Source organism: Corynebacterium sp. MSK150 (assembly GCF_030229215.1).
Taxonomy (GTDB): Bacteria; Actinomycetota; Actinomycetes; order Mycobacteriales; family Mycobacteriaceae; genus Corynebacterium.
Window position 1 is genome coordinate 77,170 of record NZ_JASPHM010000006.1, and the last position, 22,905, is coordinate 100,074.

Genomic DNA, 22,905 nt, shown 5'->3' on the forward strand with positions numbered 1-22,905 from the left:
ACCCCGCGCACGCGTCAATTAGACTGGGTGGCGTGAGTACTTTGCGCATTTATGACACAGCCACCCGCAGCCAACGCGATTTCGAGCCGATTCGCCCCGGCCACGCCTCGATTTATCTGTGCGGCGCCACCCCGCAGGCCCAGCCGCACATCGGGCATCTGCGCTCCGGCGTCGCCTTCGACATCCTGCGCCGCTGGCTGCTCGCCCAAGGCTATGACGTAGCCCTGGTGCGCAACGTCACCGATATTGATGACAAGATCCTCACCAAGGCGGCCGAGAATAATCGCCCCTGGTGGGAGTGGGTGTCGACGTATGAGCGCGAGTTCACTAAGGCCTATAACACCTTGGGCGTCATCCCGCCTTCGGTAGAGCCGCGCGCGACCGGCTTTGTCACCCAGATGGTCGACTATATGCAGCGGCTTATCGACGCCGGCTTTGCCTACCCCGCCGACGGCTCCGTCTACTTCGACGTCGCCGCCTGGACCAAGGCCGGAGGCTCCGATTATGGTTCGCTGTCCGGCAACAAGGTAGAGGAAATGGAGCAGGGCGAAGGCGAGGATTCCGCCAAGCGTGGCGCCCAGGACTTTGCCCTGTGGAAGGCCGCGAAGCCGGGCGAGCCCAGCTGGCCTACCCCGTGGGGCGACGGCCGCCCTGGCTGGCACCTGGAGTGCTCGGCCATGTCCACCTATTACCTGGGCTCTAATTTCGATATCCACTGCGGCGGTCTAGACCTGCAGTTCCCGCACCACGAGAACGAAATAGCGCAGTCGCATGCAGCCGGCGATAAGTTCGCTAATTACTGGATGCACAACCACTGGGTGACGATGTCGGGCGAGAAAATGTCGAAGTCGTTGGGCAACGTGCTGTCCATCCCGAATATGCTGGAGCTGGTGCGCCCGGTGGAGCTGCGCTACTACCTGGGCTCGGCACACTACCGCTCCGTGCTGGAGTATTCCGAAGCCGCGCTGACCGAGGCCGCCGCCGGCTACCGCCGCATCGAGGACTTCCTCGGCCACTTCGACGATCTGGAGCTTGGCGAGTGGACGCAGGGCTTTGAAGACGCGATGAATGATGACATCGCGGTGCCCAAGGCTTTGGCGGAAATCCACACCACCGTCCGCGCCGGCAATAAGGCGCTCGCGGCCGGCGATGAGGCCGAGGCGCGCACGCTGGCCAGCCAGGTCCGCGCGATGGCGCACGTACTTGGCTTTGACCCGCTGGAGTGGGAAGATGGAGCGCAAGCTAGCGGGGCGGATGCCGCGCTGGATGCGCTGGTACAAGCTGAGCTGGAGCGGCGCACCCAGGCGCGCGCGGACAAGGACTTCGCTACTGCCGACGCCGTCCGTGACCGCCTTGCGGCCGCCGGCATCACCATCACCGATACCCCAGACGGCCCGACCTGGTCGCTGGCGCAGCGTTAAGCACTCCGAAAGGACATAAATTATGGCACGTACCCACGGCCGCGGTGGCGCGGGAATCCGCAAGACCAATAAGAAGGGCGCAACCAAGGGCTCCGGCGGCCAGCGCCGCAAGGGCTTGGCCGGTAAGGGCCCGACGCCCAAGGCAGAGGACCGCATCTACCACGCCAAGCACAAGGCCAAGCTGGAACGCGAGCGCCGCAACTCGGGTCGCCACCAGAAGGAGACCGCCGAGATGGTCGTGGGCCGCAACCCGGTCATCGAGTGTCTGCACGCCAAGGTGCCGGCCACCACGCTCTACATCGTGGCCGGTACCCGCAACGACAAGCGACTATCCGAGGCCGTGGCCATGTGCAATACCCGCAATATCCCCATCATCGAGGTGCAACGCCACGAGATGGACCGCATGACCGGTAACGGCATGCACCAAGGTATCGGGCTGCAGATTCCGCCGTATAAGTACGCCGACGTCGACGAGCTCATCGCCCGTGCGGCCGAAAACGCGCGCCCCGGCATGTTCGTCATCCTGGATAACATCACCGACCCGCGCAACCTCGGCGCGGTCATCCGCTCCGTGGCGGCCTTCGGCGGTGACGGCGTCATCATCCCTGAACGCCGTTCTGCGTCCGTGACCGCCGTGGCGTGGCGTACCTCGGCCGGCACGGCGGCGCGCCTGCCGGTTGCCCGCGCGACGAATATCACCCGCACCGTGCAGCAATTCCAAAAGAGCGGTTACCAGGTCGTCGGCCTGGACGCCGGCGGCGAGCACACGCTGGATACCTATAACGGCGCGACGGATCCCGTAGTCATCGTCATCGGCTCCGAGGGCAAAGGTATTTCCCGCTTGGTGCGCGAAAACTGCGACGTCATCATGTCCATCCCGATGACGGACTGGGTCGAGTCCCTCAATGCTTCCGTCGCGGCCGGTTCCGTGCTCTCCGAATTCGCACGCCAGCGCCGCGCGGCCCAGTAACCTCCAGCTAGGTTTTTAGCCGCTTTCCGCCCAGGGTGGAAGCCACTTAATGGTTCCATTCACCCTGGCCAGGCGGCCGCGCAGCGGCGGGGCGTTGGGGTCATCGTCGTTGACGCCGTTGTGATACGGGCAGGCGATGGTGAGATTTTCGGGGTTAGTTTCGCCGCCGTGGCGCCACGCGGTGAGGTGGTGGACTTGGCATTCATCGGCGGGGTAATTGCACTGGGGCCACGGGCAGGTGGGGTTTTCCGCAGCGGCCATGGTCCGCTGCTTGGGGGAGGCGAGCCGCTCGGTGCGGTACAGGTTAACCGGGCCTTTAACGGGGTGGATAAGGGTGACATAGCCGTGCGCGGTAAAGGCGCGGCGCACTAGGTCCGCGCCGGTCATCCGGGCGCCATTGGTCAGTTGCAGGGTGATGTCATCGCCCGCGGTGTCGACGACGCGGTCGAGTTCGTCCAGGCGCAGCACCACAGTGGTGGTCACGGACGTGGGGGAAGCGGCGGCGTCGCCTTGGAAAATCTTGCGCACCGAATCGAGCGGGGCGTCCTTATCAAGCGCGGCGTGCATATCCGCGATGTCCGCAGACTTGCCGGTAATCGTCATGGTCCACGGCCCTTCGGCGCGGCGGTAGAGCTTGACTCCAGGCTTGCGCTGCGGCGGACCTTTAATCTCGCGCACGCGTTTGCGCCCCTGCTTGTCGACGTCCGACCCATCCCCCTTCATCCCACATAGCTCCCGCCGCAGCGCCCAGGCCTGGCGCTTATTCTTCAGCTTGGTGGCGTGGCGCTCGATGGCCAGCAGCGCGGTGAGGCTGTGCTCGTTGGTGCGCGCCGCTGCGATGGATTCGCGCTGGAGCCGGCGAAAGGCGGTGGGGCCGAAGTAGGTATCGGCGAGGGTAAGGAGGCGGGCGGCGGTGGTGTCGGGGCAGCCGGCGTCGATAAGCGCGCGCTTAGTAAGGCCGTGGCAGTCGGCGATAATGTCCATGCCGGCGGCCAGGCCTGTCAAGAATTTCTGTAGCGCGTTCACGGCTCCACACGTTAAGTGCGGGTGCATGCCGGCGCGAGGTGCGTTGGGGGCGGGTGTGGATAACTAGGCCTCGGCGTCGTCGAGGCCGAAGAACTCGCGGACCTTATCCACAGCGCGGAAGGAATCCGTATTTGGGCCTATGCGTGGGTCGGTTTTCATGCTAGAGGGAATCACGTGGCCGAGGCCCTCCATGGTCCACAGCTCGACGGGGAAATCGCCGTCGTATGCGGTGGCGGTGACATCCGTGGTGGGGTGGTAGTCGCGGGGTGGCTGACAGCCATTGGCCAGCGCGAAGTGCTCGGCGGTGGCCGGCGCGGAAAGCACACGGCCGCGGGTGCGCTCGGCATCCAGTCCGGCGACCCCGCCCTCATAAGGCGCGTACGGGTCGGCGGTGCCGTGGAAAAACAGCAGTGGCGTAGGCCTGTAATCGGCCGGGTTGCTGGGCGCGTGGTTGTCGCCCTCGCCCAGGGTGGAAGCGAAAATGCAGGCGCGGGTGAGGCTAAAGGGGGCGTCGAAAAGCAGGCGGAGCACCATCTGCCCGCCGTTGGAGTAGCCGCAGGCAAAGGTGCGGTCGGTGCCGAATTCGCGCTGCATCTCCTCGACGAGGAAGGCGGTAAAGGCTACATCGTCCACGTTCTCCGCGCGGGCGGTGACCGGCAGGATGCTGCGGCAATCGTTGAAATGGCGGTCGATGCCGTCGGGGTAGACGAGGACGGTATTGGTGGCGTCGGCAAGCTCGTCGAAGGTGCCGTTAGTAAAACGGCGCATCACGTTGCCGGACTGCAGTGAGCCGTGGAAGAAGAGCAAGAGGTCCGGGCGCGGGCCGGGGTTATCCGGCGCGATGACGAGGAAGCGGCGGGTGCGGCCATCCACATCCGCGGTGCGGCGGTGTACGTGCATAGCCGCCCAGTCTAGTCGGCGTGGTGCTCTTCGGCGGTGCTGTGGCAGTCGGCGTGGAAGCGCTGCGCGGCGACCTCGTCACGCACCGCCTTTTTATTGCGCTGCCAGCCAATGAGGCGGCACACCAAGTAAATGACAAAAGAAATGGTGGTAACAAAGACCGAGACCGGAAGGCCGGGCGCGAGCGACAAGACAAAGCCGCCGACGGCCGAAACCTCGGCGAAAATGGTGGCCCACATGACCGCGCGCAGGGGCGAGGAGGTAATCTGCACGGCCGCCGCGCCGGGGGTGATGAGCAGCGCCATGACGAGCAGCGAGCCGACGATTTGCACCGACTGCGCGGCCGCGAGACCCACCAGTACGGCGAAGGCGACGGAAATGAAGCGGGTGGGTACGCCGGCGGCTTGGGCCATGACCGGGTCGGCCGAGGCGAAGAGCATGGGCCGCCACAGGATGGCTACGGCGGCGAGGATGACCACGGTGGTCGCGGTCAAGAGCCATACCGAGGCCGAAGAGACGCCGACGATTTGGCCGGTCAGCAACGTCATCGCGGTATTCGCGTTGCCGGGGTAGAGGTGTAAAAACAGCACCGAGAGGCCGAGGCCAAAGCTCATGACCACGCCGATGGCGCTGTCTTGTTGGCCTTTGAAGCCCAGCACGGCGAGGATGATGGCGGCCACGATGGCGCCGGCCACGGCGCCGAAGCCGAGGTTGAGACCGAAGAGCAGTGCGGCCGAGGCGCCCATGAGCGCGAGCTCGGAGGTGGCGTGAACGGAAAAGGACATCTGGCGCAACACGATGAGCGAGGTCATCACGCCGGACAGGATGCCCAGCAGCGCGGAGGCGATGAGCGAGGACTGCACAAAGTCCACGCTGAGCAGGTACTGGGTGTCTTCTACAAAGCTAGACAACGATAAGCCTCCCATCGACGTTTAAGACGTTGACCTTGGAACCGTAGAGCTCGGAAAGGACATCGGAGCGCATGACCTCATCCACGGTGCCGAAGGTATGGCCGCCAGGGGCGAGGTAGAGCACCTTATCGGTCACGCCGAGCACCGGATTGATTCCGTGGGTGACGAACATGATGGAGGTACCGCGCTCGCGGCGCAGCGCATCCAGCTTGTCCACGGTGGCCTGCTGGCGCGCCGGGTCGAGCGAGAGCAGCGGCTCGTCGGCGAGGATGAGCTCGGGGTCATTGGCCAGCGCTTGGGCTTGGCGGATGAGCTGCTGCTGGCCGCCGGAAAGCTGGCCGACGCGGCGGTCGCGCAGGCCGGTGGCACCGACCTCGGCGAGGAGCTCGTCGACGCGATGGCGGGGTGGGCGGCGGCGTCGGAAAGCGCCGTGTGCCAGGGAGAGCGAGACTAAGTCGCGGGCGCGCAGGGGCAGATCGGCCGGGAACATGCGTTGCTGCGGGATAAAGCCGACGCGGCAGTTAACGTCGACGCTGCCGGCCGTGAGCTTGCGGGTTCCCAAGATGGTGCCGAGCAGGGTGGATTTGCCCACGCCATTGGGGCCCAAAACGGCGATAAACTCGCCGCGGTCAACGGCGAGGTTAAGGCTGGACCACAGCGGGGCAACCGCTGCGTCATGAAACTGGATGAGCACTAGAGCTTCCCCAGGGAATCGGTGACCTCGTCATAGTAGGTCCAGAATTCTTTGCCATCCGGCGGGGTCTCGCCGATTTCGACGATAGAGACGTCCGCATCCTCCGCGGCGGACTTAATGCGGCCGGCGGTATCGGTTTCGGTCTGTGGGTTAAAGATGAGCAGGTCTACCTTGTCCTCTTTAATCGCCTTGGTGAAGGCGGCGAGGTCGGCCGCGGTGGGCTCGCCCTCAGAAATAGTGGCCTTGCGGTAGCCCTCTGGGGTGACATCCTTGCCGGAGGTGTACTTCATGATGTAGTCCGCAATCGGCTCGGTCTGTGCGTAGGAGAGGTCGCCCGGCAGTTCCTTGAGCTTGTCGCGCAGGCGGTCGACGTGGGAGTCCACGCGCTCAGTGCTGGCGTTGGCATCGGTATTGAGTTCGTTGATCTGGTCAGCGATATTTCCTGCGACCTCGTCGAGCGCGGCCGGGTCGTACCAAATGTGCTCGTTGCCCTCAATATTGGTGACCTTCTCCGGGTCCTTCTTGGCGGTGGCCTTAGCGGCGTCGATGGTCATGACATTGGGGTCATCGGCCAGCTTGCCGTGATCGGTGAGCGGCAAGGCGGAGATGATGTTGTCCTGGTCGGAGACGGCTTGGTAAATCCAGGAATCGTAGCCGCCGCCGTTGACCACGAGCAGGTCCGCGTCCTCGGCCTTGGCGATATCGGCCGCGGAAGGTTCGAAGTGGTGCGGGTCAACGCCGTTGCCCTCGACGATGGGCTTGACCTCGATGTCCACGCCGGAGGCGGTATCGGCCACGGCTTGGGCGACGTCGGCCCAGATGGAGGTGGACGCAACGATGGAGATTTTCTTCTGGGCGCCCGGCTCGGCGGCCGAGTCCTCGGTGTCGGAGGAGCAGGCGGTGGCGGTCAGCAGGAGGCCACCGGCTGCGAGGAGGGCTGCGGATGCGCGAAGTGAGGTATGCATAGCTTCCAGTGTGCGTTTGATGGGAACCATTGTCAATTGAATATGTATTGAAAACACGGCCGCGGGGTATGCTTGCGGCCATGGTGAAACGCAGCCCCACCCGCAAGACGCTAGCCTCGCTGGCCGCCGAACTGGGTGTTTCGCGCACGACGGTATCCAATGCCTATAGCCGGCCGGACCAGCTTTCGGCCGCAACGCGCGAGCGCATCCTGGCGGCGGCGAAGGCGCGGGGGTATCCCGGTCCGGACCCCACGGCCCGCAGCCTGCGTACTCGCCGCGCGGGCTCAGTGGGCGTGCTGCTGACCGAGCACCTGTCCTATGCCTTCGAGGACATGGCCTCGGTGGATTTCCTGGCTGGCATGGCAGAAGCCTCGGCCGGCGCGCAGACTACGCTCACCCTTATCCCGGCCGGTCCGGAGGGTGAAGCGGAGGCCGCCAGCTTGGTGGGCGCGGCCGCGGTGGATGGCTTTGTGGTCTATTCCGTGGCGGCCGGGGATGCCTACCTCGAGGCGGCGCGCGGCCGTGGGCTGCCGGTGGTGGTCTGCGATCAGCCGACGGATTCGGGCCTGCCGTTCGTGGGCATCGATGATCGCGCGGCGATTGCCCCGGCCGCCCGCGCGCTGGTGGAGGCCGGCCACCGCAAGATCGGCGTGCTGGCGATTCGCCTCAAACGCGAGCGCCACGATGGCCCCATTTCGTGGGGTGAGCTGCAGGGCGCCGATATGCACGTGCAGCGCGCCCGGGTCATGGGTGCCATGGACGTCTTTGCGCAGGCGGGCATCGCGCCCGAGACCGTGCCCGTGGTTACTCAACACATCAACGATGCGCACACCACGCGGGCGGCCGCGCAGTTGCTTCTCGACGCCCACCCCGACCTCACCGCCGTCCTGTGCACAACCGACTCGATGGCGCTGGGCGTGATGACCTATGCGCGCGAGCGGGGCATCGACGTCCCCGGTGAGTTATCCGTTACCGGCTTCGACGGCATTGATGCGGCGCAGCGCCTTGGCTTGACGACGATCGTCCAACCCAATAAGGCCAAGGGCGCGGCCGCCGGCCACATGCTTGCCAAACTCATCGCGGGCACAGAGGAATCGGGCGCAGGCGAAACTGCGGTGCTACGGCGCGTGCTGCAGACCAGCTTCGCTGCCGGGCGGACGGTGGCGCCGCCGCGCTAGGCAGCGCCGCCGTTGTTGGGGCGGCTGACATGGGCCGCGCGGGCGGCGGCGAGTTCGGTGAGGAAGTGGGCGACGGCGTCGACGTCGGCAAGCTGCACTACGGCCGCGGTCTCGCCCTCGCCGACCTTGACGCCAACGTCTGGCGGCTGGTGCAGGGCGCGGAAACCGTCCTCATCGGTGACGTCATCGCCCAAGAAGACCACGGCGGTGGCTCCGGTGCGCTCGCGCAAGTTCTCAATCCACGTGCCCTTGGTGGCCTGGGTGGCGGAGAATTCCACCACGGACTTGCCGGCCGTGCGGGGGAAGCCGCCCGGATCGAGTGCGAGGGCGGCTTCGTAGGCTTGGGCGGCAGCTTCTGGATCGGAATCTTCGAGCGCGCGCAGGTGCAGAACGCGCTGGAAGGGCTTGACCTCGATGTCCGCGCCGGGGAAGCGCTCCATGATCGCGCGGATCTCGGCTTCCTTGGTGGCGAGGTGCTCGCGCATCGCGGGGGTCAGTTCCGTGTCCTCCCACGAGGATTCGGCGCCGTGGGAGCCGCCGAAGAGGACGGGCTCTCGCAGCGGGCACACGCGCTGCAGGCCTTCCAGGTGGCGGCCGGAGAGCACGGCCGCGGTGGTGTGCGGCAGGTGGGCCAGTTTATCCAGGGCACGCAGTGATTCCTGGTTCATCTCGACCTCATAGATAGCCGTGGCGAAGGGGGAGAGCGTGCCGTCGAAATCCGACACCACCGCGAGGTGCTCGGCGGCGGCAAGGGCTTTGATGGCAGTTGAAAGCGTCATAGCTTATAGCCTACGCAATTAACCACCCAGGGAAACCAACTTAAGAGACGGCGAGTCCACCTCATCGGTGACCATTTCCAAGACCAATTGGTTATTGGAATTGACGGTGTAGTGGAAATCGTGGTCCGCGGAAATCAGGTTGCGCAGCAGGTTATCTGCCCACACGGACGCGCCGTGGCAATCCTCGGCGGTCTCGTCAAACTCCACCTCATCAAAGTGGAGACGGTTGCCCTCGCGGATGTTTTGGCGCTCATCATCGGCGGAATAGGTCACCTTGCCCACCATTTGGGCGCACCCGGTGGTGCCTACCATCGTGGATTGGCCAAAGCTCAACGTGGGCGCCTGCGGGATGGATTCCGGGATGGTGGAGGCGGCATCCGGGGTGGTGTTGATGGAGACTACCTGCCACTGCTTATCCAGGATCTGCTCATCGCCGGGGGCTTGGGGCTCCTCGTCGCCGGAACCACAGCCGGCCAGTAATGCGGCGGCACAGGTCGCGGCAATGGGCGCTGCGGCCAGGCGGGTAAAGCGAGACATTATGCGTCCGCCTCCTGTTCTTCGACCTGGCGCAGGCAGCCCAGGAAGGACTGGGACCATAGTTGCACGTCGTGCTCGGTGACCTGCTGGTGCATGGTGAGCATGCGCTGGGTCATTGCCGAGGGGGCGTCGTCAAGCGCCTTGAGCGCATTGAGCAAGGCGGCCTTGACGGACTCGATATCGAAAGGATTGCACAGGTAGGCCTGGCTGAGCTCATCGGCCGCGCCGGCGAACTCGGAAAGCACCAGCGCGCCCGAGCCATCGTCGTGGCAGGCCACGTATTCCTTGGCCACCAGGTTCATGCCGTCTTTGAAGGGGGTGACCAGCATGACATCGGCCATGCGGTAGTAGCAGCGCAGGAGGCTCTTGGCCACGCCGCGGTGCTGGTAGTGCACCACCGGGTGGCCCACGCGGGCAAAGCGCCCGTTGATGCGGCCAACGGCTTCTTCCACCTTGGAGCGGGTGGCCTTGTAATGGTCGAGGCGCTCGCGCGACGGCGTGGCGAGCTGCACCAGCGTTACCTCTTCTGGGTCGAGCGCGCCGGTGTCCAGCAGCTCCTCGAAGGCAGTCAGCCGCTGCAGGATGCCTTTGGTGTAATCGAGCCGGTCCACGCCCAAAATAATGCGCTGGGGTGAGCCCAGCTCTTCGCGCAGCTTGGCGACGTCCCCTTTCTCCTCCCCAGTGAATGCGGCAAAGTCCTTTGCTGCGATGGAAATGGGGAAGGCTCCCACGCCAATGGTGCGCCCTTGCGGCAGGCGAATATGCGCGGTGACCTCGCGGGTACTAGCCTCGCCTTCCACGTCGAGGCCCTGGCGGCGGGCAAGCTCCAAGAAGTTGCGGGCATTGGCCTCCAAGTGGAAGCCGATGAGATCCGCGCCAAGTAGCCCGCGCACGAGCTCCTCGCGCCAGGGCAGCTGGCGGAAGAGATCGGCAGAAGGGAAGGGGATGTGCAGGAAGAATCCGATGGTGAGATCCGGGCGCTTCTGGCGCAGGATGCCAGGCAAAAGCTGCAGCTGGTAGTCCTGTACCCATACGGTGGCGCCCTCGGCGGCGACCTCGTCTACCTCGTCTGCAAAACGCAGGTTGACCTCGCGATAGGCGTGCCACCAATCGCGGTCATAGGTAGGGGTGACGATGAGATCGTGGTAGAGCGGCCACAGGGTGGCATTAGAAAAACCTTCGTAAAAGCCCTCGAAATCGGACTCGGTGAGCTTGACTGGGTGCAGCAGCACGCCGGTATCGGTGCGGAAGGGCTCTGGTGCGGCATCGGCCACACCGGGCCAGCCCACCCAGCAGCCCTGGTGCGATTCGAGGACTGGAGACAAAGCGGTGACCAGACCGCCCGGCGAGGGCGTCCAGGCATGGCTACCATCAGGCTGGGTTTCCAGATCTACCGGCAGGCGGTTGGCCACCACCACGAAGTCATTGCCATGCTCACTCATGGTGCAAGAATAACTTAAGACTTCTTCGTGGACTTCTTCGTTGCCTTCTTGGAGGCCTTCTTCGTCGCCTTTTTGGTGGCCTTCTTTGTAGCCTTCTTGGTTGACTTCTTCGTCGATTTCTTGGTGGACTTCTTAGTCGACTTCTTCGTGGACTTCTTGCTGGATTTCTTGGTCGACTTCTTTGGAGCGGCATCGGCCTGCTCCGCCAGCACCTTCTTGTGCACTAGGCCCTTTGGCTCCACGCCCAGCATGGACATCAGGGTCACGCCGTCGAGAAAGTCCTGCGCATAGGTGGCCACGATGCGGCGGGCTGCGCGGGAGGTCTCCTCCTCAAGGGCGTGATTCTGGTCAGCCTGTGGGTGGGTGTCTTGGACCTTGGGTGGCACGACGTGTCCTCCTGAACGTTGTGGAAACTACTTAAGCGCTTGCAAGAAAAGCTATCAGAGCAAATATTGTACGCTACCGGCGGCGTTTAGGGCCTCTCGGGTCCGGATTCGGTGCCTGGCTGCTCCGGTTTCTGGGATTGAAACGTTTCGGTGCCGGGCACGGTATAGGTGGTCTTCTCGCGCTGCTGCGGCTGCGCCGGCCACTGGGAATCCTCCGGCCACAGGTCCGCGGCCGAGCGGGCGTGTGGCGCATGGCTTTGGACCTCGTGGCGCGGGTGCTGCTGCGGTGGTTTCGGCCCGAGCTTCGGTGGTAGCTCCGGGCGATTGACGCGCGGGGCAAACGGGGACATCGGCACACGCGGGATGCGCGGGGCCTTGCGGGCCAAGTGCGTGGCCTTATGGAAGGAGAAGCGGCCGATGCGCTTAAAGGCGGAGTAAGGGCGGAAATACTGCGGGCGACGCAGGCGGCGGGCCACGCGCTCGCCCAGCACCACGCCGGCGGCCAGCGCGCCGGAAATAGCCAGCGCCGTTGCCATATTGGTAAAGCCGGTAATCATCTGCTCATTGAGCGAGGCGTACATGCCGCGGTAGAGCATGAGGCCGGGCAGCATCGGCGTATAGCCCACGATCATGGTGATAAGCGGCGGGATTCCCCAACGGCGCGACATCAAACCGCCGGCCAGGCCGACGACCACTGCGGAAAGACCAGAGGCAATCACCGGGCCGACGCCGAAGGGCACCACCACGAAGTAATAGAAAATCATGCCGGCCGCGGCCGTAAGACCAGACATGGTGACCTCAATCCAGGCCGCGCCGCAGGCCAGCGCAAAGGCGGCAGAACCGGTACCGCCAAGTAGCACTAGCAGCGGAATTTCGTGGTAAACCGGCGGGGCCAGCGTGGCCAGCGGCGGCAGGTTAAAGCCCAGCGAATCGGCCAGCTGGATGCCCACGCCCACGCCAGCGATGATGGCGCCGGTAGATAGCAGCGCCTCAAAGAAGCGGGCGGAAGAGGTGACGGGGGCACGCGTGATGCCGTCGACAAGCGATTGCACCAACGTCAGTCCCGCCACCAGCACGATGATGCCGGAGGCAATGATCTGCGCGGGCGAGAAATTAATGCCGAAGGAGGCCGCGACATTGTACAAAATGGCGGCCGGGAAGACGGCGAAAAAGCCGCCGACCACATTCTGATAAAAGGGCGGCAGGCGGTAATTTGCCAACCAGGCGTTCAAGCCCATGATGAACGCGGATACCACAAACGCCACTACGCCGACGAGCAGATCACCGCCAAGCATCATGGAAATCAGGCCACCCATCGCGCCCCAGCCGAGCATGACCGTGGACGGTCTATAGGGCGCGGGCATGCGGTCAATCTCGTCGAGGCGTTGCTCCGCCATGGCCGGCGGCATCTGGCCGGAATGGATGGAGCGAATGAGCTTATCGACGGCCGCGAGCTTGGAAAAATCCACGCCAATGCTCGGCACCACGCGGAAGACGTGCAGGTTCTGGCGCCGCTCACCGGTGCCGATGGTGGTGTGGATGGTGATGGTATTCATCAAGATGTCCACGTGGCAGTAGTGCAAGCCATACGACGACGCTGCTAGGTGCACCTGGGCGCGCGCATCCGAGTTGGCGGTGCCGGCTCCGATGAGGATTTCACCAATGCGAGCGGCGATCTCCATAACGCCGGTGACCTGGGCGGCGTCGGTCAGATCGACCGGGGCGAGTGGTGATGGCGGCGGTGCGGCTTTAGCCGCGTCGATGATGGCTACCTGGCCCGAGGAAGCGCGCAGGCGCTCCCGCATAGCGGACAAAAATGACACGGAAATAACCCTCGAAAAAGCGCTGGGAATGTGGGAAAGATTCTGCCTGAACTTTAGCCCCTGCACCCTGTCAATGCATAGATGGGGGACCGCTTTCCCCTCGGCGCTGGTGCTCGGGTACTATGCAACGAGCGGGATTTCTCCCGCGGTGCTGGAGTGGCGCAATTGGTAGCGCAACGCACTTGTAATGCGTAGGTTGCGAGTTCAAGTCTCGTCTCCAGCTCAAAAGGAGGCTGGGCCCCGGTGCGGGCCTAGCCTTCGGTGGTTTTTGAGGGGGCGTCAATAAGCCGAAAAAGCCGGTCGACCATGCGCTGGCGATTAGCGGGGGACAGCTTGCGCTGGTTGAGGTGATCGTGCACCCACAGGCCGGTACTAAGAAGCATGACCAGCAGATCATCCTCGTCCGTCTCGGCGGCGGAAGGATCGACCATCCAGCGCGCATCCACCTCGGCCCACTGGGCGGAAAAATCCGGATGGGTCTGGGAATGTACGCACATCAAAAGTTGGATGAGCGGGTCGTTCTTGCCCATAGACAATACGAGCGCTCGGGAGCGCTCGGCCCAGCTGAGCTCGCTTGCCGGGTGGCCGCCGGCCAGGCGCTCGAGTTCTGTTTCCCAGCGTGCGGCGCAAAACCGATGGCAGTCTACGAGCAAGTCGTGGCGGGTAGGGAAGTGATAAATGAGTCCAGACTTGGACATGCCGGTCGCTTGCGCCAGGGAGTCGTAGGTAAGGCCAGAGACGTCCTCGGCGGCGATGATATCGAGCGCAGCTTCAAGGGCTGCAGCCTTTTTGTTGAGTCGCGGCATAGGGATCTCCTGATTTGGGGTTATCGCGGAAACACCAAGCGGTTATCGCGGCTAGGAGCAAGGCGAAGCAGGCTAGGCCGCCGATGGTGGAAAGATATCCGGCATTGTAGGCGCTCGCGGCGGCCGCGTGGGAAGCGGGGTGATGCAGTGCGTCGGTTCCCAGTTCTGCGAGGTGTGGCGGCAGTTCACGGGCCATGAGCAGCGGCACAAGGGTGCCGGTTAGTGCAATGGAGATCAGGGTGCCGAATTCATAGGAGACCGCTTCTACACCCGAGGCCATGCCCGTGCGATGAAGGGGCGCGGCATTGATGATGGCGGTGGAGGACACGGACATGGCCAGGCCCGCGCCTAGGCCGGTGAGTACTAAGGCGGAGACAAGTAGGGGAAGCGTCTCACCCCGGCTCACCACCACCAGGGCCATGCCGGCAGCCATGAGCAAGAATCCGCCGCTAATGAGTGGGAGGAACCCCACGCGATGCAAGGTGGCACCTCCCAGGATGGAGGTAGGGATGGCAGAGAGCGCCATGGCGGAGATGATGAGGCCGGCGTGGAGGGGTGAGAGGGCGTCGACAAGCTGCAGCTTTTGGGTACTCAGCAGCTCCAGGCCGGCGAGACCGAACATGGCGCCGCCGGCCGTTAGGGCCCCGCCGCTGAAGATGCGGGAGCCAAAGATATCGAAGGTCAGCAGGGGATCTGACAAGCGAGCCTGGCGGCGGCCAAAGGCGAGCGCGCCGCAGATGAAGACGATGCCTGCGGTGGCACTCACCGGCCAATTGTCTGCCAGGGATTTAATGGCCAGCACCAGGCTGGTGAGAGTGATTAGGGAATACAGGGACGAGGGGAAGTCCCAGTGTTTATGGGGGTTCGGAGCGTTTGGTGGGGCAAGGAGCAAGGTCAGCGCAATGGCCACGACCACAACTGGGACATTGAGCAAAAAGACCGAGCCCCACCAGAAATGCTCCAAAAAGAAGCCGCCCACGGTAGGGCCAGCCGCCGCGCCGATGACGGCGACAGAACCCCAGATGCCAATGGCCGTATTGCGCTCCACCTCATCGGGAAAGGTCAGGCGGAGAAGCGCAAGGCTCGACGGCATCATGATGGCGGCGCCGCAGCCCAAGAAGGCGCGGCCTAAAACCAGCGTCCAAGCGCTGGGGGAAAAAGCGGCGAGCAGGGAAGCGCCGCCGAAGACGGCCAAGCCGATGAGGAACATCCGCCGGTGGCCGGTGCGATCGCCCAGTGTGCCGGCGCCAAGAAGGAGGCCGGAGAGCACCAACGCGTAGGCGTTGATAATCCAGAGCTGCTGGGTATCGGTGGTGTGCAATTGCTGCGACAGCTGCGGCAATGCGGTGTAGAGGATGGAATTATCCAGCCCAACCATGAGTAACCCCAGAGAGATGACGGCGCAGAAAGACCACCGCTGGGCGGCCGTGGAGGTCGCAGCGGTGTGGTCTTGTGCGCGGGGCGGGTGGATACTCATAGCGCAGTAAACAGTACCGAACGGTCGTTACAGTTTACATCCGAAGATAGGTTAGTATTGCCTTCCTCACAGCTGGGCGCAGTGTGTGAGTGTATAGGAGATGAGTGGACTTTCCTGCGGCCTAAGTAGCACAGTGGTATTAACACCAATTAAGAGTTAAGGATGATTTTTAATGGCACGTAACTATGCAGAACAGCTAGTTGACACCCTGGAAAAGCAGGGTGTCGAGCGCATTTATGGCCTCGTCGGTGACTCCCTGAACCCGATCGTGGATGCCGTTCGTCGCTCCTCCATCGAGTGGATTCACGTCCGCAACGAGGAAGCAGCAGCCTTCGCTGCTGAGGCAGATTCCCTGACCACCGGCAAGCTGGCCGTATGTGCCGCATCCTGCGGCCCGGGCAATACCCACCTGATTCAGGGCCTGTACGACGCCCACCGCAACGGCGCCAAGGTGCTGGCACTGGCTTCCCACATCCCATCCCGCCAGATCGGCTCCAAGTTCTTCCAGGAGACCCACCCAGAGGCAATCTTCCAGGAGTGCTCTGGCTACTGCGAGATGGTCAACTCCGCTGAGCAGGGCGGCGTTGTCCTGCACCACGCCATCCAGTCCAGCATGGCCGGCAACGGCGTATCCGTCCTCGTTATCCCGGGTGACGTCTCCATGCAGGACGCCGAGGATGACTCCTTCGTCGAGTCCAAGATCTCTACCGGCCGCCCGGTCGTCTTCCCGGATCCGGCCGAGGCCGCTGCCCTGACCCAGGCCATCAACGAGGCTAAGTCCGTCACCCTCTTCGTCGGTGCCGGCGTCAAGGACGCCCGTGAGCAGGTGCTCAAGCTGGCGGAGAAGATCAAGGCTCCCATCGGCCACGCCCTGGGCGGCAAGATGTACATCCAGTACGAGAACCCGTTCGACGTAGGCATGAACGGCCTGCTGGGCTACGGTGCGGCACACGAGGCCACCCACGAGGCTGACCTGCTCATCCTGTTGGGTACCGACTTCCCGTACAACGACTTCCTGCCAGATGCCAACGTGGCGCAGGTAGACATCAACGGCTCCCACATCGGTCGCCGCACCAAGATTTCCTACCCGGTCACCGGTGACGTAGCCGCCACCATCGAGAACATCTTGCCGCACGTGGATGAGAAGAAAGACCGCTCCTTCCTGGATAAGATGCTCAAGAAGCACTACGGCAAGCTGGAGCACGTCGTTGAGGCTTATACCTCCAACGTGGACAAGCACACCCCGATCCACCCGGAGTACGTTGCTGACCTCATTGACAAGAACGCCGATGAGGATGCCATCTTCACCGTCGATACCGGCATGTGCAACGTGTGGGGCGCTCGCTACATCACCGCTAACGGCAAGCGCGAGCAGATCGGCTCCTTCCGCCACGGCACCATGGCTAACGCCCTGCCACAGGCACTGGGTGCACAGGCTGCTAACCCGGGCCGCCAGGTCATCACCTTCTCCGGTGATGGCGGACTGTCCATGCTGATGGGTGAGCTGCTCACCGTGAAGCTGCACAACCTGCCTATCAAGATGTTCGTGTTCAACAATTCTTCTTTGGGCATGGTCAAGCTGGAGATGCTGGTGCAGGGTCTGCCGGAGCACGAGACCGACCACGAGTCCGTCAACTACGCCAAGATTGCAGAAGCTTCCGGCATCAAGCACTTCCGCATCGAGGATCCGAAGGACGCACCGGAGCAGATCAAGAAGGCGCTGGCTTATAACGGCCCGGCTCTTATCGACGTCGTTACTGACCCCAACGCCCTCTCCCTGCCACCGACGTTGACCATCGAGCAGCTCATGGGCTTCTCCAAGGCTGCCACCCGCACCGTTCTGGACGGTGGCGTTGGCCAGATGATCACCATGGCAAAGTCCAACCTGCGCAACATCCCACGCCCGCAGGACTTCTAAATAGCGCGCTGCGCTAGCTACCACGCCCTTCCTCACCTAAGGAGGGGTGTGGTTTTCTTTTACCCCGACCAGGCCGAGTACTCACGTTCACAGGATTCAGGCAGAAACTCTTCAGTAGGCTGGAAAGCAAGCGTGCCATGATGACGTGTTAGAAAATCACAACCTTTAAGGGGATCTGAGGAGAACATGGAAGACACCAAACTCGCCAAGGTTCTTGTCGTCGATGACGAACCCAATATTGTGGAGCTACTCACCGTATCGCTGAAGTTCCAGAACTTCGAGGTGTACAGCGCCAATTCCGGCAACGAGGCGCTGCGCATTGCCCGCGAAGTAAACCCTGATGCCTACATCCTGGACGTCATGATGCCGGGCATGGATGGCTTCGAGCTGCTGGGCAAGCTGCGCCAAGAAGGCTTGGACGGGCCGGTGCTCTACCTCACCGCTAAGGACGGTGTGGACCAGCGCATCCACGGCCTGACCATCGGCGCGGATGATTACGTGACAAAGCCATTTAGCCTGGAAGAAGTGATCACCCGCCTGCGCGTCATCATGCGCCGCGGCGGCGCGGCGGAAGAATCGACCAACGATGCCACCATGAGCTATGCGGATCTGACGCTCAATGATGACACCCATGAGGTCACCAAGGCCGGCGAGCTCATCGAACTTTCTCCCACCGAGTTCAACCTCCTGCGCTACCTCATGCAGAACAAGGAAGTGGTGCTGTCCAAGTCCAAAATTTTGGACAATGTGTGGCACTACGATTTCGGCGGCGATGGCAACGTGGTCGAGTCCTATATCTCTTACCTGCGCCGCAAGATCGATACCGGCGAGACGCAGCTGATCCACACCGTGCGCGGCGTGGGTTATGTACTGCGCACCCCGCGCTCCTAAAGTGCTTAAGTGATGGAAGATTCACAGGAGACCCAGGGCCAGGCGCCTGCACCGGCGGCGGCGCGCCCGCAGTCCATGTGGCTTGAGGGCCTGGGGCAAGGCGAAGGGGAGGAAAAGTCCTCCAAGCGGCGAATGTTTTCCCAGATTCCGCAGGCAATGCCGCTGCGGACGTGGCTGGTCATCCTCCTCGTCGTGGTCTCCGGGCTCGGCATTACGGGCTCGTCCTTTGCGGTGAATTCCATCATGCGCAACGTCCTGTTCAATAACGTTGATGATGAGCTGCGCTCCGCGTCGACTACTTGGGCGCGCGATATCAGCAATGACTTCTTCATCGGCGATCACACCAAGCGCCCGCCTACCGAATACGTGGTGTTGAACTACCTGCCCGATGGCACCATCCGCTACTCGGGACCATCGTCAACCACCCCGAATGCGGAGAATATCCCGCTCGGAGGCTACCCCACCACCGTGGGTTCCATCGAGAACAACACCAAGTGGCGCGCGCTCGCCTTCGCGGATTCCAATGGCGTCATCACGGTCATTGCTAAGGACATGACCCATGAAAAAGAAATCCTGCACGGCCTAGCCATGGTGCAGGTGACCATTGCTGCCATTGCTTTGGCCGCCATTGCGGCCGTAGGTTTCTGGTTTATTCGCAGGGCGTTGCGGCCGCTGCGGGTGGTGGAAAAGACGGCATCGCAAATCGCGGCAGGCGACCTAGACAAACGCGTGCCCAAGTGGCCGCTGCACACGGAGGTGGGCCAGCTGGCTGCCGCGCTCAATATCATGTTGGGTCAGCTGCAGCGCTCCGTCGTGCGCGCGCAGGAGAAAGAGGAACAGATGCGTCGCTTCGTCGGCGATGCTTCGCATGAGCTGCGCACGCCGCTGACTAGCCTGCGCGGCTATACCGAGCTCTATCGCTCCGGGGCCACCAAGGACGTGGACCTAGTCTTTTCCAAGATCGACGATGAGTCCAAGCGCATGTCCTTGCTGGTGGAGGACCTGCTGGCCCTCACCCGCGCTGAAGGCACGCGCCTAGACCTGCGCCCAGTGGACCTACTGGAACTGGCCCTGTCCGTGGGCTCTTCCGCGCGCGCGGCCTTCCCCGGCCGCGAGATTGAGGTGGCCAACGACGCCAAATCCATCCCGGTGGTCAATGGCGATGCCAGCCGCCTGCACCAGGTGCTGCTCAACCTAGTGACCAACGGCATCCGCCACGGCGGCGAGGATGCGACCGTGACGCTGCGCCTGCGCCGCGAGGCCAATGACGTGCTAGTCGATGTCAGCGATGACGGCAAGGGTATGTCCCAGGAAGATGCGGCACACATCTTCGAGCGCTTTTACCGCGCGGATACCTCGCGCACCCGCGATACGGGCGGCTCCGGCCTGGGCTTAGCCATCGTCCACTCCCTGGTGGAGCAGCACGGTGGCAGCATTAGCGTCGACTCCGAGCTCGGCCGCGGAACCACCTTTACGGTGCGCCTGCCCGCGCTTGCCGACGCCCCCTCTGAGCCCTAGTCCTCCCGAATGCCTTCCTCGTTGCAGCCGAGGTGCTGACGGATGCGGGCGGCCGCCTCATCCATCGCGGCATCATCGGTGTTCTCAGCGTCGAAGGCCTTGGCAAAGTCATACTCTTCCATCTTCTCGGTGGGGAAGAGGTGGATATGGGTATGCGGGACATCGAATCCAGCGATGATGTAGCCGGTGCGCGGGGTATCAAACGCGGTCTTGATAGCGCCGCCGATTTCCAGGGCGACCTCGTTGAGGTGGGCCCAGGTCTGTGGATCCAGGTCGGTCCACTTATCTACTTCCTCGATGGGCACGACCAGGGTATGGCCGTAGCGCAGCGGCTCGATGGAGAGGAAAGCCACGCAGGTCTCATCGCGGTAGACAAAGCGAGCGGGTAGTTCACCATTAATGATCTTTGTAAATACAGAAGCCATGTGTGCCAGGCTACCCGCTGGTTATGATGGTGGGCATGCGCATTCTCGTAATTGGTTCGGGCGGCCGTGAACACGCCCTTGTCAAGGGCCTGTCCGCCGACCCTAAGAGCACCGAAATTCACGCCGCGCCGGGCAGCGCGGCCATGTCCGCCCTCGCTACCGTCCACCCGGATTACTCCCAGGTAGATGACGCTGATCGCATGGTGGAGCTCGCCCAGAGCATCGCCGCGGACCTCGTTGTCATCGGCCCTGAGGTTCCCCTCGTCGCCGGCGTGGCCGATGCCCTGCGCGCGGCCGGCATCGCTGTCTTCGGCCCCAGCAAAGACGCAGCCCAGATCGAGGGATCCAAGGCCTTTGCCAAGGACGTCATGGAGTCCGCCGGTGTCAAGACCGCCCGCGCGGAGCAGCTGCGCCCGGGCTCCACCGAGGACGACATTGAAGCCGCCCTCGACCGCTTTGGCCCGCAGTTCGTGGTCAAAGACGATGGCCTGGCCGGCGGCAAGGGTGTCGTAGTCACCCCGGACCGCGCCGCCGCCCGTGCTCATATCGATGCCGTCCTCGCGGCCGGCAACCCGGTGCTGCTGGAATCCTTCCTCGACGGCCCTGAAGTCTCGCTCTTCTGCTTAGTCGATGGCGAGACCGTCGTCCCACTGCTGCCGGCCCAGGATCACAAGCGTGCCTATGACAACGACGAGGGCCCCAATACCGGTGGCATGGGCGCCTACACCCCGCTGCCGTGGCTGCCGGAGGACGGCGTGCAGCGCATCGTGGACGAGGTCTGCACCCCTGTGGCCAAGGAGATGGCGCGCCGCGGCACCCCTTATTCCGGTCTGCTCTACGCCGGCCTGGCCTGGGGCGAAGAAGGCCCGGCCGTAGTCGAGTTCAACTGCCGCTTCGGCGACCCAGAGACCCAGGCAGTGCTCTCCCTGCTCAAGTCCCCGCTGGCTGAGGCCCTTAACGCCACGGCCACTGGCACCCTCTCCGAACTCCCGCCGCTGGAGTGGGAGGATGGCTTCGCCGTCATCATCGTCATGGCGGCCGAGGGCTACCCGGCTTCCCCGCGCAAGGGCGATGCCATCTCTGGCGCCGTCTTGGACGATCCGCAGCGCGTCCTCCATGCCGGCACCGTGCATACCGATGGCGCCTACCGCACCGCGGGCGGCCGCGTGCTCAGCGTGCTGGGCAAGGGTGCCACGCTTGCCGACGCCCGCGCAGACGCCTACGCCACCGTCGACGGCATCGAGTTTGCGGGTGGCTTTGTGCGCCGGGACATCGGCAAGCGAGCAGAAGACGGTGAGATTTCTCTCTAACCCTTCACCCCGCGGCGGGGCAGGCATGGAATAATAGCCACGTGGCTGAAAAGAAGAAGATTTCCAACGTCCTGTCCTCCCGCTATGCCTCCGAGGAGCTGTCCAATATCTGGAGCCCGGAGCATAAAATCATCTTGGAGCGCAAGCTCTGGATCGCGGTCATGCGCGCCCAGAAGGATCTGGGCGTAGATATCCCCACCAAGGCCATCGATGCCTACGAGGCCGTGGTGGAGGACGTGAACCTCGAGTCCATCGCGGAGCGCGAGCGCGTCACCCGCCACGATGTGAAGGCCCGCATTGAGGAATTCAATGCGCTGGCCGGCTATGAGCACATTCACAAGGGCATGACCAGCCGCGATCTCACCGAGAACGTGGAGCAGCTGCAGATCCACACCTCGCTGGAGATCATCCGCGATAAGGCCATCGCCGTGGTCTCCCGCATCGGCCGCCACGCCGCCGAGTACCAGTCCCTGGTCATGGCGGGCCGCTCCCACAACGTGGCCGCGCAGGCCACCACCCTGGGCAAGCGCTTCGCTACGGCCGGCGATGAGATGCTGCTGGCCATCGAGCGCGTCGAAGACCTCCTCGGCCGTTACCCGCTGCGCGGCATCAAGGGCCCGATGGGCACCTCCCAGGACATGCTCGATCTCATGGGCGGCTCCGAGGACAAGCTCGCCTCCCTGGAGACGGCCATCGCGGATTACCTAGGCTTCCACCGCATCTTCAATTCCGTGGGCCAGGTCTACCCGCGCTCCCTCGACTTCGACGCCATCTCCGCCCTAGTGGAGCTCGGCGCTGCCCCGTCTTCGCTGGCCACCACCATCCGCTTGATGGCCGGCAACGAGACCGTCACCGAGGGCTTCAAGGAGGGCCAGGTTGGCTCCTCTGCTATGCCGCATAAGATGAACGCCCGTTCCTGCGAGCGCGTCGGCGGCCTGCAGGTCATCCTCCGCGGCTACCTCACCATGGCTGCGGACCTCGCTGGACAGCAGTGGAACGAGGGCGATGTCTTCTGCTCCGTCGTCCGCCGCGTCGCGCTTCCCGACGCCTTCTTCGCCCTCGACGGCCAATTCGAAACCTTCCTCACCGTTCTCGACGAGTTCGGCGCCTTCCCCGCCATGATCGACCGCGAACTGGAGCGCTACCTGCCCTTCCTGGCCACTACCCGCATCCTCATGGCGGCTGTGCGCGCCGGCGTGGGCCGCGAGACCGCCCACGAGGTCATCAAGGAAAACGCGGTCGCCGTTGCGCTCAATATGCGCGAAAACGGCGGCGAGCAGGACCTAGTCCAACGCCTCGCCGCCGATGACCGCCTGCCCATGGACGAGTCCGACCTCGAGGCTGCCCTGGCCGATAAGCACGCCTTCATCGGTGCCGCCGAGTCCCAGGTCAGCCAGGTGCTCAACCGCATCAACGCCCTAGTAGGCGAGCACCCCAAGGCCGCGGCCTATACCCCGGGCGAGATCCTCTAAAGCGAGCCTCGCTGGGCGCGCTTTCCTTTCGCAGTGCGCCCTTGTCGCAGTGCGCC

Annotated in this window: 21 protein-coding genes and 1 tRNA gene; 9 read left to right on the forward strand and 13 right to left on the reverse strand. The window is 63.6% G+C overall.

Features of this window, described 5'->3' with window-relative positions:
* Window positions 1-32: 32 nt before the first annotated feature.
* On the forward strand, window positions 33-1,421 hold the full coding sequence (cysS, locus tag QP941_RS05315; RefSeq protein WP_284868267.1) for a cysteine--tRNA ligase: 1,389 nt from the start codon (window positions 33-35) through the stop codon (window positions 1,419-1,421).
* A 22-nt stretch (window positions 1,422-1,443) separates the two neighbouring features.
* Window positions 1,444-2,391, forward strand: a complete 948-nt coding sequence (gene rlmB, locus QP941_RS05320) for a 23S rRNA (guanosine(2251)-2'-O)-methyltransferase RlmB (RefSeq protein WP_049377351.1) — start codon at window positions 1,444-1,446, stop codon at window positions 2,389-2,391.
* Window positions 2,392-2,406: 15 nt separating this feature from the next.
* On the opposite strand, the gene QP941_RS05325 is transcribed toward rlmB, so the two are convergent.
* The 5 genes from QP941_RS05325 to QP941_RS05345 all read right to left on the reverse strand — a co-directional run bounded on the left by QP941_RS05325 (window position 2,407) and on the right by QP941_RS05345 (window position 6,917).
* Entirely contained in the window at window positions 2,407-3,417 is a 1,011-nt protein-coding gene (locus QP941_RS05325; RefSeq protein ID WP_284868268.1) for an HNH endonuclease signature motif containing protein, read from the reverse strand.
* A 63-nt stretch (window positions 3,418-3,480) separates the two neighbouring features.
* Complete coding sequence (locus QP941_RS05330) at window positions 3,481-4,317, reverse strand: CE1 family esterase (protein ID WP_284868269.1); 837 nt, start codon at window positions 4,315-4,317, stop codon at window positions 3,481-3,483.
* An 11-nt stretch (window positions 4,318-4,328) separates the two neighbouring features.
* Window positions 4,329-5,243: a metal ABC transporter permease gene (locus tag QP941_RS05335; RefSeq protein WP_284868270.1), complete on the reverse strand. Its 915-nt coding sequence runs from the start codon at window positions 5,241-5,243 to the stop codon at window positions 4,329-4,331.
* Window positions 5,221-5,922: a metal ABC transporter ATP-binding protein gene (locus QP941_RS05340; protein WP_284868271.1), complete on the reverse strand. Its 702-nt coding sequence runs from the start codon at window positions 5,920-5,922 to the stop codon at window positions 5,221-5,223. Before QP941_RS05340 ends, QP941_RS05335 begins: the two co-directional genes overlap by 23 nt.
* Window positions 5,922-6,917: a metal ABC transporter solute-binding protein, Zn/Mn family gene (locus QP941_RS05345; protein ID WP_502869196.1), complete on the reverse strand. Its 996-nt coding sequence runs from the start codon at window positions 6,915-6,917 to the stop codon at window positions 5,922-5,924. The genes QP941_RS05340 and QP941_RS05345 overlap by 1 nt, the downstream gene beginning before the upstream one ends.
* Window positions 6,918-6,967: 50 nt before the next feature.
* On the opposite strand from QP941_RS05345, the gene QP941_RS05350 reads away from it, so the two are divergent.
* A complete protein-coding gene (locus tag QP941_RS05350) occupies window positions 6,968-8,065 on the forward strand; it encodes a LacI family DNA-binding transcriptional regulator (RefSeq protein ID WP_239278214.1) in 1,098 nt (365 codons plus the stop codon).
* Here QP941_RS05350 and otsB read toward each other — a convergent pair.
* From otsB to thrE, 5 genes are all read right to left on the reverse strand, one after another.
* Window positions 8,062-8,844 carry a trehalose-phosphatase gene (gene otsB, locus QP941_RS05355; RefSeq protein ID WP_284868272.1) on the reverse strand — a complete coding sequence of 261 codons (783 nt, stop codon included), beginning with the start codon at window positions 8,842-8,844 and terminating at the stop codon, window positions 8,062-8,064. The genes QP941_RS05350 and otsB overlap by 4 nt on opposite strands.
* Before the next feature lie 18 nt (window positions 8,845-8,862).
* Window positions 8,863-9,381, reverse strand: a complete 519-nt coding sequence (locus tag QP941_RS05360; protein WP_284868273.1) for an META domain-containing protein — start codon at window positions 9,379-9,381, stop codon at window positions 8,863-8,865.
* A complete protein-coding gene (locus QP941_RS05365) occupies window positions 9,381-10,823 on the reverse strand; it encodes an alpha,alpha-trehalose-phosphate synthase (UDP-forming) (protein ID WP_284868274.1) in 1,443 nt (480 codons plus the stop codon). The genes QP941_RS05360 and QP941_RS05365 overlap by 1 nt, the downstream gene beginning before the upstream one ends.
* A gap of 14 nt (window positions 10,824-10,837) precedes the next feature.
* On the reverse strand, window positions 10,838-11,209 hold the full coding sequence (locus QP941_RS05370) for a hypothetical protein (RefSeq protein ID WP_005325749.1): 372 nt from the start codon (window positions 11,207-11,209) through the stop codon (window positions 10,838-10,840).
* A gap of 86 nt (window positions 11,210-11,295) precedes the next feature.
* A complete protein-coding gene (gene thrE / locus QP941_RS05375) occupies window positions 11,296-13,032 on the reverse strand; it encodes a threonine/serine exporter ThrE (RefSeq protein WP_284868275.1) in 1,737 nt (578 codons plus the stop codon).
* A gap of 150 nt (window positions 13,033-13,182) precedes the next feature.
* Here thrE and QP941_RS05380 point away from each other — a divergent pair.
* Window positions 13,183-13,255 (forward strand) — tRNA-Thr (locus QP941_RS05380).
* A 28-nt stretch (window positions 13,256-13,283) separates the two neighbouring features.
* Here QP941_RS05380 and QP941_RS05385 read toward each other — a convergent pair.
* Window positions 13,284-13,838 carry a TetR family transcriptional regulator gene (locus QP941_RS05385; protein WP_284868276.1) on the reverse strand — a complete coding sequence of 185 codons (555 nt, stop codon included), beginning with the start codon at window positions 13,836-13,838 and terminating at the stop codon, window positions 13,284-13,286.
* Window positions 13,804-15,315: an MFS transporter gene (locus QP941_RS05390; RefSeq protein WP_284868277.1), complete on the reverse strand. Its 1,512-nt coding sequence runs from the start codon at window positions 15,313-15,315 to the stop codon at window positions 13,804-13,806. The genes QP941_RS05385 and QP941_RS05390 overlap by 35 nt, the downstream gene beginning before the upstream one ends.
* A gap of 172 nt (window positions 15,316-15,487) precedes the next feature.
* On the opposite strand from QP941_RS05390, the gene QP941_RS05395 reads away from it, so the two are divergent.
* The 3 genes from QP941_RS05395 (at window position 15,488) to QP941_RS05405 (ending at window position 19,642) form a co-directional block, all read left to right on the forward strand.
* Window positions 15,488-17,233 carry a pyruvate dehydrogenase gene (locus QP941_RS05395; protein ID WP_284868278.1) on the forward strand — a complete coding sequence of 582 codons (1,746 nt, stop codon included), beginning with the start codon at window positions 15,488-15,490 and terminating at the stop codon, window positions 17,231-17,233.
* 186 nt (window positions 17,234-17,419) lie between these two features.
* On the forward strand, window positions 17,420-18,124 hold the full coding sequence (locus tag QP941_RS05400) for a response regulator transcription factor (protein ID WP_005325775.1): 705 nt from the start codon (window positions 17,420-17,422) through the stop codon (window positions 18,122-18,124).
* 12 nt (window positions 18,125-18,136) lie between these two features.
* Window positions 18,137-19,642: a sensor histidine kinase gene (locus QP941_RS05405; protein WP_284868303.1), complete on the forward strand. Its 1,506-nt coding sequence runs from the start codon at window positions 18,137-18,139 to the stop codon at window positions 19,640-19,642.
* Here QP941_RS05405 and QP941_RS05410 read toward each other — a convergent pair.
* Window positions 19,639-20,067, reverse strand: a complete 429-nt coding sequence (locus QP941_RS05410; protein WP_005325778.1) for an HIT family protein — start codon at window positions 20,065-20,067, stop codon at window positions 19,639-19,641. The two genes, QP941_RS05405 and QP941_RS05410, sit on opposite strands and share 4 nt — an antisense overlap.
* A gap of 35 nt (window positions 20,068-20,102) precedes the next feature.
* Here QP941_RS05410 and purD point away from each other — a divergent pair, with 35 nt between their 5' ends.
* Window positions 20,103-21,377, forward strand: a complete 1,275-nt coding sequence (purD, locus tag QP941_RS05415; protein WP_284868279.1) for a phosphoribosylamine--glycine ligase — start codon at window positions 20,103-20,105, stop codon at window positions 21,375-21,377.
* A 41-nt stretch (window positions 21,378-21,418) separates the two neighbouring features.
* The gene (gene purB / locus QP941_RS05420; RefSeq protein WP_284868280.1) at window positions 21,419-22,849 is read left to right on the forward strand and encodes an adenylosuccinate lyase; all 1,431 of its coding nucleotides are present in this window, start codon (window positions 21,419-21,421) and stop codon (window positions 22,847-22,849) included.
* Window positions 22,850-22,905 lie beyond the last annotated feature (56 nt).